Annotated in this window: 14 protein-coding genes and 1 tRNA gene; 2 read left to right on the top strand and 13 right to left on the bottom strand. The window is 33.5% G+C overall.

Annotated elements, in window-relative coordinates:
- Nucleotides 1–49 precede the first annotated feature (49 nt).
- From ACZZZI_RS20400 to ACZZZI_RS20375, 6 genes are all read right to left on the bottom strand, one after another.
- Nucleotides 50–715 carry a DNA alkylation repair protein gene (locus tag ACZZZI_RS20400; protein ID WP_344768746.1) on the bottom strand — a complete coding sequence of 222 codons (666 nt, stop codon included), beginning with the start codon at nucleotides 713–715 and terminating at the stop codon, nucleotides 50–52.
- 281 nt (nucleotides 716–996) lie between these two features.
- Complete coding sequence (gene nudK / locus ACZZZI_RS20395) at nucleotides 997–1,575, bottom strand: GDP-mannose pyrophosphatase NudK (RefSeq protein ID WP_463491064.1); 579 nt, start codon at nucleotides 1,573–1,575, stop codon at nucleotides 997–999.
- Between the two features lie 137 nt (nucleotides 1,576–1,712).
- The gene (locus ACZZZI_RS20390; RefSeq protein ID WP_463491062.1) at nucleotides 1,713–2,564 is read right to left on the bottom strand and encodes a GNAT family N-acetyltransferase; all 852 of its coding nucleotides are present in this window, start codon (nucleotides 2,562–2,564) and stop codon (nucleotides 1,713–1,715) included.
- A 161-nt stretch (nucleotides 2,565–2,725) separates the two neighbouring features.
- Nucleotides 2,726–3,703, bottom strand: coding sequence for an XAC2610-related protein (locus ACZZZI_RS20385; RefSeq protein ID WP_463491060.1), 978 nt, complete (start codon nucleotides 3,701–3,703; stop codon nucleotides 2,726–2,728).
- Nucleotides 3,704–3,879: 176 nt separating this feature from the next.
- Complete coding sequence (locus ACZZZI_RS20380) at nucleotides 3,880–4,818, bottom strand: DUF6985 domain-containing protein (protein WP_463491058.1); 939 nt, start codon at nucleotides 4,816–4,818, stop codon at nucleotides 3,880–3,882.
- Between the two features lie 184 nt (nucleotides 4,819–5,002).
- On the bottom strand, nucleotides 5,003–5,935 hold the full coding sequence (locus tag ACZZZI_RS20375; RefSeq protein WP_463491056.1) for a hypothetical protein: 933 nt from the start codon (nucleotides 5,933–5,935) through the stop codon (nucleotides 5,003–5,005).
- Between the two features lie 229 nt (nucleotides 5,936–6,164).
- On the opposite strand from ACZZZI_RS20375, the gene xerA reads away from it, so the two are divergent.
- Nucleotides 6,165–6,989, top strand: coding sequence for a site-specific tyrosine recombinase/integron integrase (gene xerA, locus ACZZZI_RS20370; RefSeq protein WP_463491054.1), 825 nt, complete (start codon nucleotides 6,165–6,167; stop codon nucleotides 6,987–6,989).
- 79 nt (nucleotides 6,990–7,068) lie between these two features.
- Here the strand turns inward: xerA and ACZZZI_RS20365 are convergent, their stop codons facing one another.
- The 3 genes from ACZZZI_RS20365 to ACZZZI_RS20355 all read right to left on the bottom strand — a co-directional run bounded on the left by ACZZZI_RS20365 (nucleotide 7,069) and on the right by ACZZZI_RS20355 (nucleotide 8,163).
- The gene (locus ACZZZI_RS20365; protein WP_123205146.1) at nucleotides 7,069–7,239 is read right to left on the bottom strand and encodes a spore protein; all 171 of its coding nucleotides are present in this window, start codon (nucleotides 7,237–7,239) and stop codon (nucleotides 7,069–7,071) included.
- Nucleotides 7,240–7,273: 34 nt separating this feature from the next.
- Nucleotides 7,274–7,347, bottom strand: a tRNA-Cys gene (locus ACZZZI_RS20360).
- A gap of 69 nt (nucleotides 7,348–7,416) precedes the next feature.
- Nucleotides 7,417–8,163: a TrmH family RNA methyltransferase gene (locus tag ACZZZI_RS20355; protein ID WP_463491052.1), complete on the bottom strand. Its 747-nt coding sequence runs from the start codon at nucleotides 8,161–8,163 to the stop codon at nucleotides 7,417–7,419.
- On the opposite strand from ACZZZI_RS20355, the gene tamL reads away from it, so the two are divergent.
- Entirely contained in the window at nucleotides 8,154–10,559 is a 2,406-nt protein-coding gene (gene tamL, locus ACZZZI_RS20350) for a translocation and assembly module lipoprotein TamL (RefSeq protein ID WP_463491050.1), read from the top strand. The two genes, ACZZZI_RS20355 and tamL, sit on opposite strands and share 10 nt — an antisense overlap.
- A 1-nt stretch (nucleotide 10,560) precedes the next feature.
- Here tamL and ACZZZI_RS20345 read toward each other — a convergent pair whose 3' ends face one another.
- The 4 genes from ACZZZI_RS20345 to ACZZZI_RS20330 are packed head-to-tail and all read right to left on the bottom strand — an operon-like array spanning nucleotide 10,561 to nucleotide 14,533.
- Nucleotides 10,561–11,136, bottom strand: coding sequence for a 2'-5' RNA ligase family protein (locus ACZZZI_RS20345; protein ID WP_463491048.1), 576 nt, complete (start codon nucleotides 11,134–11,136; stop codon nucleotides 10,561–10,563).
- Nucleotides 11,137–11,184: 48 nt separating this feature from the next.
- Nucleotides 11,185–11,715, bottom strand: a complete 531-nt coding sequence (locus ACZZZI_RS20340; RefSeq protein ID WP_344768765.1) for a hypothetical protein — start codon at nucleotides 11,713–11,715, stop codon at nucleotides 11,185–11,187.
- A complete protein-coding gene (locus ACZZZI_RS20335; RefSeq protein ID WP_463491046.1) occupies nucleotides 11,712–14,003 on the bottom strand; it encodes a patatin-like phospholipase family protein in 2,292 nt (763 codons plus the stop codon). The genes ACZZZI_RS20340 and ACZZZI_RS20335 overlap by 4 nt, the downstream gene beginning before the upstream one ends.
- A gap of 56 nt (nucleotides 14,004–14,059) precedes the next feature.
- The gene (locus tag ACZZZI_RS20330; protein WP_463491044.1) at nucleotides 14,060–14,533 is read right to left on the bottom strand and encodes a TspO/MBR family protein; all 474 of its coding nucleotides are present in this window, start codon (nucleotides 14,531–14,533) and stop codon (nucleotides 14,060–14,062) included.
- Between the last annotated feature and the right edge of the window lie 39 nt (nucleotides 14,534–14,572).

The following is a 14,572-nucleotide window of genomic DNA, read 5'->3' as shown; positions in this document are numbered from 1 at the left end:
ATCCTTGAATTTTCCCTGATAAAATTTCGGTACCTGCCTTATTGTTGAATTATTTTTGTCTGCTCACCATTTCGTTAATCCAAATAGGAGCGAAGGGTGAGGTGCAGCCTTTTGATACAGGGTAATCGCGAAAAACTCCGAGTTTCTCTCCAATAGCTAATGCTCTTTCCCTGTATTCTGGGTGGTTAATACCAATTTGGGCAAGTGTGGTATTCATTGTCCATTGCGTTTCTTTGGCTGCTTTAGGCATTTCTTTTTCAATTTTATCCAGAATAGCAGCGATATTCATTCCTTCATGATTTCTAGTAATTCTCCCTGCAGTTAAACTCCAGCCAGCGCGGGCCAGCATTATATCGTTCGAATTCATCCATTTTTCTCTAAATTCTTCCTTAGCAGGATATTCTTTCACGATATAATTGTAAAACCAATCTGCGGCCCATGCAAATTGCTCTGACGATACCATTTCCTCAATTTCTGCTGCAGTTAATTCCTTCGGGTTAAGAATCAAAATCGCCAACATTCTTGCGTCAATGTTGTCTGTTTTCCAGAGTTCAAGAGCTAAATTATGATCTGTTTTAATCTTCTTAGCCAGTAACCTGATATCACCCATTTTAACCCCATAAAGATTTTCACGCGCACCATTTTTTATATGTTGCTTGCGTACTTTTTCGTCGCCAAGCGATTGTAATGTTGAAAGTGTTTCGGTAAAATTCATAATTTACAAATTATAATATTCAAAATATTTATTTCGCAAACCTTTATTAATGGTATTTTTTGCTTTTCAGCTTACTGTTTTATTTTTTTTTAACATTAAAATAATACAAGTAATGAACGTAAGAAGATAAAGAATACCTAAAGCAGGTTTTTTAAATTCGAAATTCTGAAAGTCAAATTCTCGAAACAATGCTAGTCCTAATGGAAGCGCAAGTAATGCAAAAATGGGATTGAAACCTATTTTGTTTTTCATTTCGTCTTAATTTTAAATAATTCTTTGTGTTACAATATGTTGTTAAGCTTTATGTATTGAAGAAGCATTATTGTTTTTCCATCTTTAATTTCGCCGCTTTCTACCATTTTCATTGCTTCCGAAATATTAATTTCTAAAACCTCTATATTTTCTTCTTCGTGCTCAAGTCCGCCGCCCTCATTAACCTTCATTTCTTTTGCATATTCGGCAATAAAGAAGTATAAAATTTCTGTCACTGAACCTGGCGACATATAGGCTTCAAATATTTTACGAACATCGGTTATTTTGTAACCCGTTTCTTCTTCGGTTTCTCTTCTGATACAATCTTCAGCATTGTCTTTGTCTAGTAAACCTGCGCAGGCTTCAATTAACATCCCTGTTTCATTTCCGTTTACAAATGTTGGAAGACGAAATTGCCTGGTAAGGATTACTGATTTTTGTTCCAGGTTGTAGAGTAAAATTGTTGCACCATTGCCTCTATCGTAAGCTTCTCTACTTTGAATCAGTTTCTTTCCGTCTTTTTTGATGTATTCGTAAGTTATTTTTCGAAGTACATACCAATTGTCAGAAAGGACTTGAGTATCTAATATCTTAATGTTGTCTATCATTGTATGTTGGCTTAATTTTAATCTTTTATATAAATTAAATACTCTTCAATTTTGCAAAAAAAAAATCGAATGAAAGAACTAAAATTAAACTTTGCAGTTCTGCTCCACTATTGCAAAATCTTTGTTGATTGCAGTTTTTATATTTTACGTTTCATTTCATATTGATTTGTGTAATTTTTCATTCCTCTGCCTTCGAGAAAATTGCCAAACCCATCAAATCTTGAGTCAATATTGATAAAAGAAATTTCTTCCGATTCGATTTCAAAAACTGAATTCAGCAATAGACTTCCTAAGCCAATCTTTCTGAATTTTTTATCAATCGCTAATTGATGTATTCTTTTGATTTTTGTATTAAAAATGATATAGCCAAGTATTTTATCATTTTTGGTTATTCCGAAACAAATGTTTTGGTCTTGCAAGTTATTAATCGTTGTAATCGAATTTTGCCAAGTTGGTGTATAATCCCAAAATGTTTGGAGCAAATTCCAATTCAAATCTTTTAGCCTAATGATTTTGTAATCTTCGTCAATGTTTTTTGATGCTTTGAATTTCAATTTTCCTTTGAAACAATTAAGCTCTCTGATAATATTGAATCCTTGTTTTTGGTATGTTTTTATTGCAGGTATGTTCTCTGTCAATACTTCCAAAATCATTTCTTCTACTTTGTTTTCTTTTAATTTAGGTAATATGTAGTCATACATTTTCGAAGTCAGATTATTTCCTCTAAAACTTGGAATTACTCCTGTTCCGCCATTATAGTTTATTATTTTTCCGTCTGAACTATTGATAAAATGTAAGATAAATGCTATCAGATTGCTGTTGTCAAAAACACCGACAGATAAATCTAATCTTCCACCTTCACTCAAAAATTTAGTTTCAAGCTGTTTCCTGCTAAATGTAATTGGCAAAAGGTAATCAGAAAAAGCAGAATTAAATGTCTCCGCTATTTCTTCAAATGTTACTTTTTCAAGCGTGTCAATTTTTTTCATTGTTTTTTAAAATTACAGCTAAGGTTTCGAGGCTTTAGGTTTGGGCGGGCAATAAAAGCACAAAGCTTCAATATAATTACTATTGTTGAACCGTGCACAAATGTTCAATCGAGGCTGTTCAGCCCTCGATTTTGGCAAACCCCTGCTAGCGGTTAGCATTTTCAATTTATTACGTTTTCAATTTTTAAGTTTTTCAACTTTGTCAATGTTCCAAATTTTGTGCTGTTAACAGCTTTCAGTTCGTATTTGTTGGTAGGTGTTTTTGCTATTATTTTGTCTTCATAAATGATGTACTCTGTGTTACGATTTGTAAATGACAAAGTGTTTTCACCATTTGAATATTTGAATGTATCGTTGTAAAGTAATTCTATTCTGTCGTTGGCGTCAGTAAAAGCATAATACACAATAGATTCTGTTTTAAAAACGTGCATTTTTTTCTTATTTTCAAATCCAAAAGAAAGCAAAATTTTGTCTTTATTTTCCTGTACTGCAAAAATTTGATATTTAGATAATACCATTTTCCCTTTAATCAAATTCTGTTCTTCCATATCCCAGGTAATTCCTGTAGGACTAAATCCTTCTTTAACTATTTTTATTGGATATGGGCTGTTATTTTTTACTTTATAATTTGAATACTGGTGCCAACAGCAGCCGCTTTTTGTCATTGTGCGAATTGTTTTTGTTTTGTAGTCAATGTCAAACATCCCGCAATAATCTTGTGCAAGTTCAGTAAATTCAGGATTTTGTTCAAATCCATTTTTTGTAGCCAAATAAATTTGAAAAGATGGTCCGTGGTAACAACTATTTTGACCGTCCATAATTGCAAAGTCTTTTATCCCGTCAAAATTAAAATCTTCGTATAAAATTGAACTTTGTTCACCGTAAGGCATTTCTTTTACGTTGGCAAGAACTTTTCCTTTATGAAGGGTAAAGGTTAATTCGTCCGAAATGATTTTAATAAGTTGTTTCTTAGTTTTCTTGTCGAAGACTGCAATCCAACCTTTGCTAAAAACTTCTGTTGTGTCTGCAATATATAATTTACCGAAATAATCTTTTGAAAAATTGTCAACGACAAATGTTTTCTGACAAAATGCAGATTTTGAAAGTAGAAAAATTAGAATGAATGCTATTCGTGTCATTTGTCAGTGTAGTTTAGGTTTATGCTTGTCGCCAACGTTTCAGGGCTTTGCTTTCGGGCGGGAAATCAAAGTGCAAATGTTGATGTTATTACTAGGGTTCAATCCAAGAACTGCCGTTGAATTTTGCAGTTTCGCTCTCCATATTGACAAGCTGATGTGTGGATTTAGTTCTGCCTTTATTTTAAATCTTTCTCTGCTGTCCACGTGTCAAATGCTATGTCTGCACCTGCTATTTCTATAATTCTGTCTTTGTGTGTCATTACTCCCAAACCGTGTTCGCTGTCCCACGAACAAGAAAAGCCAAAACCTATGTACGGATAGCCTTCTTTAATTACAGATGTAACATAAAAATTAATCGGTGTTAACAAGTCTGCAAAATCCTGAACACCTTTTAAATCAGGCATAAAATCTTGTTTGTTTTCTTCCGAATAGTTGTAGATGTTCTGTAGGTCAGGATATTTTTTCAAGAGTTCATTGAGTAAGTTTCTTAAAATTATCTCTTGATTTTTTTGTAAATACTCTAAACCGTTTTGTTGCTCTGTGGTTGGCTTTCCGACAATTTCGCCATCTTCATCAAGCAAATTATAATACAATTTTTCATTTTCCTTGAAGAAATCCTGCCAATATTTTAATTCAAAAATGATGTCAAAACCTTCTTCATCACTATCTTTTTTATTAGTCAGCTCTTTTTGATTTTCAAGATGTTTATTGAAAAATTGATAACAAAATGGAGCTCTTGTAAAAATGTAATCTTTGTTTTCGGCATAACATAATTTAAAAAATTCGAGAGCTTTTTCCTCATTTCCACATTCTAAACAACATTCTCCGTTGTAATAATTATTTATATAGGCTGGATGTTTTTTTGAAAGTGAATGTGCATCCATCTCCACAATCCATCTCATCATATTTTCAAAATCATTTATGTTGATATATTCATTTATCATTCTTCCAATAAATATACTTCCTTGATGAATGTTGCACTTTTCTTTATCTGCTTCTTGCCATTTTTGTTCTATAAAGTTGATTAATTCCTGTTTTGTTATTTTAGATTTCTTCAACATTGACTTATCTAAAAAAGTGTCGATTTCAGCTATGATATTTTGTGCGTTGGACATTTCGTTGTTTCTTTATTGTTCAGATTTGTTTTGGTTGCGCGGTTCGGACACCTATCAGCCAACGTTTCGGGTCTTGGCGTTCGGGTGGGGCAGTTGAAGCGCAAATCTTCGATTTTGCACAATAGTTCAATCGAAGAACTACTGTTGAACTTTGCAGTTTCGCCCCACTATTGCAAAACCCTTGTTAGGCGTTCGGCAATTCTGTTTTTCCCTGTTTTCGATTAAAGATTTTTTGTTCCACTTCGTCCAATGCTTCTTTGAGAATTTTGGCATCTAATTTGTCAATTTTGGCTATGTCGTTTAAACCTTGCTTTATCAAGTCGAAAACAATTCTTTGCTTTTCAATTTCTTGTTTTGCTGGATAATCTGCAAAATTTTCTAAGACCGCAATTCCATAAACAAACCAGTTCTCGGCTCTAATTGCGTGATACAAAGAATTTTCAAAGGTGTCAGAAATCATAATATATAAGTGAGTATAATTGGGAAGTCGAAATTTCTTTTCTCGAAGTTTTTCTAATATTCTTTCACGAAAACGATTATCATAAGGAGAAAAATAAAATTTATCTACGTTAGGAAGATAGTACATAAATCGTAAGTCATAAACCAACTTCTTCTTTTCTTTATCTGATTGTTCTCGAATTGCCCTCTCTTGAAGACGCTTTTCTATAGCTTCCTGTCTTAAAAGATTTTCATATTTATCATTTAATTTCCATAAATCTGTCTCTTGCAGTTCCTTACCCAGTTGAGATAGAGTTGCTTTTAGTTTCTGCGGGTCATATTCGTCATCTTTCTTCTTTTTCGAAATGATAATTTCAAAAGCCTTATCAATAACTTCCAGCACATCTGTCAGGTTTTTTTCTTTTTCAGCCATTGGAAGAGTAACCCGAACCATTGTTTTGCCACGGTAGTAATGTGGTAGTTTTGCAAACCATTCTTTACGCACTTGATTTTTTTCTTTTGATGATGAGAAAGCCAAACAGATTTCAATTTCTCCGTATGGAAATTCTATATTTTCAGTTTGAAATTTATCCAAAATAATTCTTCCAAAATAACCGAAGGGTTCATTTAAACCACCGCCATATGAGTTACTGCTGTTTTTTCTAAAATGTATCCACATAATTTGTGTTTTTTTTATCGTCTTCTCACTTTATGAAAGTGCACGTTCTTTGCTGACGCCTAACATCTAAACTTACGCATTTCGCAAAGCCAAATTCAATTAACTTTCGCAAATAAAAATTTTTCTTGTCTCTCTTTTATTCCTATTTTGTTTATCTTCAAATGATTAAGCCCTGTTGTTTACGATTATGTTTTTTGGATTTACGAATGTTACACCTTTTCAGGCAAATATGAAATATTCAGAAATTTTTAAACAAAAAATGCAGATCGCCAGGTATGGTGAATCAACAATAAAATCTTACACAGCTGCTCTTGCTAGCTTTTTTAAAGAAAATAGCAGCACGGGTATAGAAAATGTAGATGAACAAATTATCGAAAAATATCTATATCAAATCATTAGAGAGAAGAATATTTCGGCTGCGTATCAAAAGCATTTAATAGGGAGTTTAAAGCTATTCTATAAAATGGTTTTCGATCAAACGCTAAAAATCGATTACCTTTTTCCTAAAAGAACGGAACAAAAGTTGCCTAAATACCTCAATAGGGAAGAGGTTAAGAAAATTCTTGCAGTAGTAGAAAATTTAAAGCACAAAGCAATTTTGAGTTTACTGTACGGTTGCGGTTTAAGATTAAGCGAAGTAATAAACCTGCAAATAAATAACATTGATTCCAATAATGGCGTAATCAATATTAATCAGGCAAAAGGAAAAAAAGATAGGCAGGTAATGCTTCCGCAAGCCGTTTTGCCGTTACTAGGGGCTTATTTTAAATTGTATCGCCCAAAAGTTTATTTGTTTGAGGGGCAATCTGGGTATCAATATTCTCCTCGAAGTGTGCAAGTTATATTAAAAGATGCTGCAGCGAAAGCAAAAGTTATTAAAGATGTTTCGCCACATATATTACGACATAGTTTCGCTACACATTTATTAGAAAACGGAACAGATATTAGGTATATACAACAACTACTTGGGCACAATAATTTAAATACTACACAAATTTATACACATATTACCGATGTAGCTAAAAGGAAAGTGCAAAGTCCGCTCGATTTCTAATAAGAAAAAATACGAGCACAAAAAAAAAGCATCCTTTGATCAGAAGGATGCTTTTAATTTTTTTAGAAGATTCTAAAAACTATTTTGCCAAACCAGCTAAAACAGCATTGTTTTTTGCTAATTGATCGTTTTTAGGTTGTGCAGAGCGGCTTCCTAACTCGATGTTAGTAGCTCTCTTTAAAAAATCTACATCTTGTTGTGCAAAGTTTTTATTTCTTCTGTCTTTTCTTTTTAATCTGGTAACTGCCATGGTAATAACCTTTTATTATTTTTATTTGTACAAATGGAGGTCGAGAGCGGATTCGAACCGCTGTAGAAGGTTTTGCAGACCTCTGCCTAGCCACTCGGCCACTCGACCTTGAAATTCAAGGTTGCAAAAATAGCAATTATTAGTTAGCTCGCAAATATAAATTCACAATTAATCATATTAATTTTTTGTCCGTGCTATTTCCGAACAAAAAATTGCGGCACTTACCGCTACATTTAGCGATTCTGCTTCGCCAAATCTTGGTATAGTAACAGGCTGATTAATTTTGGCTATAACTTCTTTAGTAATACCTTTTCCTTCGTTTCCTAAAATAATTAATCCTTCGTTGCCCCAATTGGTTTTGTAGATAGAATTTCCATCGAGTAATGCTCCAAATACAGGGATTTCGTTATCTGTTAACAGCGTAAATAAGTTCTCGTAATAAATATTTACCCTGGCCAGCGAACCCATTGTTGCCTGCACAGTTTTTGGATTATAAGCCTCTACACAATCTTCTGAGCAGATTATGTTTTTAAAACCAAACCAATCGGCAGTGCGTATAATTGTGCCCATATTACCAGGGTCTTGCACGCCATCCAAAATCAATGTAAATTGATTTTTTAAGTTTTTTAAATGAATTGTATTCGTTTCAGGAATGTGGATGACAGCTAAAAAACCTTGTGGTGTTTGTAAAGTACTAATCTTACTTAATTCAGCGTTGTTTACTTCAAATAAGTTTATATTTGCGGGTAATTTGGGTAACAAGTTATACTGTTCGCCAACGTAAAATATGGAATGAATCTGGTATGGAGCTTGTATAAATTCTTTAATAGATTTTATACCTTCAACAAGGAATAACCCAGTTTCTTTACGGTATTTTTTTTGATGTAACGATTTAATAAAACTAATCTGAGATTTTGAAAGCATACAAATCCTTTAAATATTCTAAACTGAAAAGCCCTGCAATATTACTATTAATTATTGTTTTAATGCAGGCTTGTTCATCAACTAAATACATTCCAGATTATCAATCGATAGTTAAAAAGGTTACTATTGATAGTGTTGATAAGAAATTTGAAGAGCAGGCTTATAACTACGTTCAGAAAGATATCAGGCCATCATCTGCCTTTGGCATAAACGTACCATTGTATAATTTATTTAATACTAAAGATGGACGTTACAAAACAACTGATATAAAACCTTTTGGTTCGCCACCAGCAATTTTGGATAGTGCTTTGGTTGAGATTTCCAGAAATCAAATAGAAAAATTTTTAAAAGGAAAAGGTTATTTTCAAGCCAAAGTTACTGCCGATATAAAAGTAAAAGATAAAAAAGCAGAGGTTAATTTTAAGGCTCAACCAGGTCCTCCATCGTTTATTGGAAAGTTAAGCGACTCTATTGCAACTAAAAGTGTTAAAAGCATATACAATTCTACCAAGCCAACCTTTACGCACTTACACGAAGGTATGCAGTACGACGCAGATTCGTTAGCTTACGAACGTGAGCAAGTAAACAGGGTAATGAAAGAAAATGGATATTTTTATTTTTTAAGACCTTATGTAAATTTCGATGTTATAGAAACCAGAGATGTAAAAAAGGTAGATTTGAAATTGAATATTACCAATCCGCCAGCAGGCGATCACAAACAATATAACATTGGTACAACTTACATGGTTATTGCCCCAAGTCCTGATGGATTTCCAGATTCGTTAAGAAACTATGTAAGCCGAGATACAACTCGCGGAATTTCGTTTACAGATTTATCAAAAAGATATAGAAGAAACCCTATAACCCGTTACGATTTTTTAAAGCAGGGCGAATTATACGATATTAGAAATGAAAGTTTAACGTTTGACAGGCTATACGAGTTAAATGTATTTAAAAATGTTAAAATTGAATATTTCAGAAGAGATAGTACTTCAAATAAAATAAGTCCGATAATTCTGTTAACACCACAAAAGGTGATGAGTAATCGGGTAGAAGGAGAAATTCCTTTTAACGGTGGTACGGTGGGCTTCAACTTAAGTAATACCTATACCAATAATAATTTATTTCGTGGTGCAGAAAGATTTGAGTTGCAGGTAAAAGGTGGTTTGCAATCAAGAATTGGAAACGGAACTTCGCCATTTCGCGATATTTATCAAAAAGATTTTTCGGTGAGCGCAAGCATATCGGTACCTCGTTTAATTATTCCATTTTACAAACCAGAGTTAGGCGGTAATGGCATGCCGCATACTACTTTCTCTTCGAGTTATATTTATGCTTTACAGAAAGATGTTTCGGTAAGGAATATATTTATTAATTCAGTTACCTACGATTGGGTAGAAACGAAATCAAAGTTGCACTCTTTTACGCCCTTAAATTTCGAATACAGATTTGGGAGTTTAGATCCAAGTGTAGATCAAAATACAGTTCTAAATAACCTTTACTACTCCACCTTATTAGCTCGAAAAGATTTAACATTAGGTATGAAGTATACTTATACCTTAAATGCCAACAAACTTAATCAATTAAGGAGTTTTGTTTATTTAAGGGCTGGAATTGATATTGCGGGCAATATGCTTCAAGCCATATCGAATTTAACTGGTGCTAAACATAATCCTAATAATTTTATCGATGGCGATTCGCTTGTTAGGGATTATGGTAAAATATTGGGCTTACCTTACAATCAATATGTTCGCCCAGAGGTCGATATACGCTGGTACAAACATTTGGGTGGCGACAGGCAATTTATTGCACGTATGAATGCTGGTTTAGGTTACGCATACGGAAATTCGGTTTTTATGAACTTTGAGAAAAGGTTCTTTGCTGGCGGATCGAGCGGAATAAGAGCCTGGCAAGCCAGAACTTTAGGCCCAGGAAATTACAACAGAGAAACTTTAGGCAATGATACTTTGAGAAGAGCTGTTTTTGGTTTAGATCAATTAGGAGATTTGCGTATCGAAACCAACTTCGAATATCGTTACATGGTTTTAAGAAAGTTTTTTGGTGGTGTTTTAAAGGGTGCAGCTTTTGTTGATGCAGGAAATATCTGGAATTTAAATGCTGATAATGGTGAGGAAGGCATGTTGAAATTAAACAAAGTTGTACAGCAACTTGCTATTGGGGCGGGTTTAGGCTTAAGATATGACGTACAGTATTTTGTATTCAGATTTGATGTTGGATTAAAACTTAAAGATCCACAGTTTTCAGGGTCAGACCAATGGGTAGTTAGTAAATTTTTATCGGGCGGACGAGATTTTAGAAACAACTTTAACGCAACGCATGCGCCAGATACTTACCGCTTTTTACAATATAATTTCGGTATTGGAATGCCGTTTTAATTTAATCGAAAAGGCTTAATGGTTTAGGTTCGTCTTTTGGGTTTTTAAATAAAAACTCTTTATAAGGCTGCCATCTTTTATCTATGTGTTTGTAAACCCAAAATCTGTCGACAAAAAACTCACGCTTAAAATTCTTGTCTTTATACTCATCCATAATTGAAGGGTAAGTTTCAGGTTTCACATCTTTAAAAGCAATGGTAAGATGAGGATTAAATTTAAAGCTGTCTTTTTGATTTATCAAAGCTAAAGGCTTAAGCGCCGATTTTATTTGAGCTTGCAATTGCATAATGTGTGCGTTTCGATCAACATCAATAAATATGGTGTGAGGAGCAAAGGAACCGAAACCTTTTAAAACCTGCGAAAAACTTTCAGAAAAAGACGCACTTTCCAAAGCTTTAAAAAAACTTTTTTCCATTTCTAAGGATGAAATCTTTACTGGATTATAAAGCGTAATATGAACAGGGCGCTTTAACGATTCGTAAACTTTGTATTTATCAGAAATTTCATTTCTAATAACATCTACATCTTCTATTATTGATAAAGATGGAATTAAACAAACTAAAAATAGATTTTCCATACTCAAATTTACTAAAAAAATTAGTAATATTAAAGCGGTTTTTCTAAATTAGAATAGATTTTTAAGTCCATCAAATATACTCTCGAAAAAAGTAGCCAGGTTTAGGCCGCTGCTGTGGTTAAAATATACGAACACCAGAAAAATAATAACTGCAAAAATGATTAGTTTTCTAAATGCAAAGGCAATAATTACCAGTAGTACAGGGATTATGAAAAGCCATAAACTATTAATAGCGTGCGGACTTAAGTCGTTTTCTTTTTTATAAACATATACCAGTTTGCTGTGTGTACCCGAATCGTTTTGGTGTTTTAAGTAAATAAAAGTAGAGCGCTCGATGGGTAATGGAAGTACCGCAATCCCATCATTAAATTTAAGGCTTTGGGTAAAACCACTAACACTAAAGGTGTAAATTCCGTTTATGTTTTCGTTTGGATTATCTAATGAATCGGCTGCAATAATGGCTAGTTTATTGTTTTTCAATAAGTTTTCTTTAACAAGAAAGTTATTAATTTCTGAAGTTTGTGCAAAACCGAAAAAGCTGATTAAGCAAAGGAAAAATAAGATAAAGCCTAGTTTCATTCTATAGAACGTTTATTGTAAATTAAATAACCGATATGCAATAATACACCATTTCTTTTAATCGCGTCGTTATATAAATTATAACTTAAACTAACAGGGCCAACTGGCGTTTGATAAACCAAGCCTGCAGTAGCTGCATAGCGGATTTTTGTAATGGCTTTTGCATAAGCTACATCCTGTAAATTGTTTAATTCGTATTCTTTGTGGGGTAAAAATAAGTAACCTTCTAATCTAAGATCTAAATTTTTTCTAACACTGAAAATATTTTTAATTCCGCCTGCAGCGTAGGTAGATGCTCTAAATTTATCCAAAAATAACGACCGACTATCTTGTAAAGGATAAAACGCTGGTGCTACCAATAGGGTAGAATAGTAGTTGTTAAATAATGGCTGATTAGAGATTACGCCTTCAACAATGTAGCCTAGAGTATATTTCTTTAAATGTAGAAAATAGTTTTCCTGTGATAGTTTTACACCAATCCATTGCCTTAAATGGTTCGATGGTAAAAATGTATTGGCTGGTACAACGTTTCGGAAAATATTGCCCGGATTATAGTTTTCACGACCTGTAGTAAAATTAAAACTCAACAAAAAGCTTTGTCCTCGGGTGGCGTATTGTTTTCTGTTTAAAGAATTTTTTTCCAGGTTTAATGAAGCTTTAAATCCATTAAAGATGGTTTGGTCTAATAAATCGCCCACTGCAAAAGTACTGTTCGGGCTATACTCATCTTGATTATTGATAAATGAAGAGTGCAATACAATTTTAGTATTATAGTTTAAGGGAACACCCATCATCAAATCTATTTTTCTATCAGATTGTTCGATATAAATTGGATGCGGGTTTTCTATAAAAATTTGGCTTGTATTATAAAAATTCCAGTGATTGTAAGTTAATTCTGCCCCAACAAATAATGGTAGTTTTGTTGGGTAATCTACTCGGCCACTAACCTGAACCGATTCGTAAAAACGACCTGAATAAAAACTTGTACCAAATGTATATGCCTTACGATTTAGATAATTGTATTGTGCGCCTAAAAAAACATTACTAATTGGCCTCGACGAGATATTTCCGCCTATATCAAGTTTAAAACTTTTTTTAGGTTGCGCAACTACTTCAAATGTATAACTATCGGTTGTAGGTTGATAAGCAATTTTAGGATATATGGTTTCGAAGGTTTGATCGGCCACGAGCTTATAATAGCCACGTTTTATGTCTTGCAGATTGAATGTTTTCTTATCACTTTTAAAAAGACGTTCGACGTATCTTTTTTGTTGTTCATTTACACCCGAAACAGTTATGTTATTAAACACGAAATCGCGTTTTTGGTCATTAAACCTGGCTCTTCTTTTTTCTAAATCTTCATCAGTAACTCTTCGGCTAATAGCGTTTTTTATTTTTTCCATTTCGGCCATTGTAGCATCATAGCCTTTTTTTATAAGTTCTTTTGCTGGCGAGAAATTTGTAACGCTGTAACCTGTTAAATCGGGTTGGATATAAATGCCGTTTTTACCAACCATTGTCGAATCGGATTTTGATAAGAACATAAAAACCAAAAAGCGATTCATTAACCTGTCATCGTTGTTTTTTGGGTATTCGTTATATGTTTTTGATGAAACATTCGCTCCAATAATAAAATCTGGGTTAAATTCTTTTTGCATAACATCGGCAGGGAAGTTATTGTATAAACCCCCGTCGAAAACATATTTGCCATCTAATTTTATCGGGCGATAAATTATTGGAACGGTCATGGTTGCTCTTACCGCTTCGGCTAAACTGCCTCTGTTTACTGTAATACTTTTTTGCGATAACACATCAGCAACCATACAACGATAAGGGACAAACAAATTATCGAAATTATCTTTTGAAACGGCTGATGCCTGAGAGAAAAGTTCGAGAAAGGCAAAATTTAAAGGAATGTCATTTATTAAATTAGAACGAAAACTCAAATGAAATCCTGTATCAATAGCGACTTTTGCCGCAAGCATGGATGCATTTGGCGCATTTTTTTCGAAGAAATAAGTGTAATCGCTGGTATATCTGCCATTAACCCAGTTTTGAAATTCATCGCTAAGGGCAATTTTTTCTATTTGAGAAGGAGAGTAACCAGCGGCGTACATTGCACCAACAATGCCACCCATTGAGGTGCCTGTAATGTAATCGATGGGAATGTGATTTTCTTCTAAGGCTTTTAAAGTGCCAATGTGAGCGAGACCTTTGGCACCACCGCCACTAAAAACAAGTCCAATTTTCTGCGCCTGTAACTGGGTACAGCACAAAACGAAAAGCATCAGCAAAAATCTTTTAAAAGTTACCACCCTCTAAAAATAAGATTTTCTTTTAGAAATTAGTTTAGTATGAAGATGTTATAAGTTAAAAATGATGCAAAACTTACCCATAAGAAGTATGGGATGAAAATTAAACCTGCCCATTTATTAATTTTATAGAACATGGAGGCATTAACAACTATAACTAGTAACAGTAGAATAATTTCTGCGAGAGCAAACCCAACTTCGTGGAGATAGAAAAATATAAAAGACCAGGCCAGATTTAATATTAATTGAATAAAGTAAATCGCAACGGTTCTTGGAAAGTGTACAATTTTATTTCTCCTAATCCACACCAAATAGGCTGCAATTCCGATTAAAACGTAAAGGCTTGTCCAAACTGGTGCAAATAGCCAATTTGGTGGATTAAATGATGGCTTATTTAGGGTTGGGTACCAGGTTTGAACTGATTTTGCTGTTGCCCAACCACCTAAAGCTCCAACTCCAAGCGTTATAGCAATATTAATAATTAAAGCTACTGGTTTAAATTTCATGTCACTAATTTCAGTTTAAACAAGCATAAAACCTAAATG

It is taken from the genome of Pedobacter sp. AC190, from assembly GCF_979258025.1.
The sequence above is the reverse complement of the archived record's forward strand: the minus strand, read 5'-3'. Positions and strand labels throughout refer to the sequence as shown.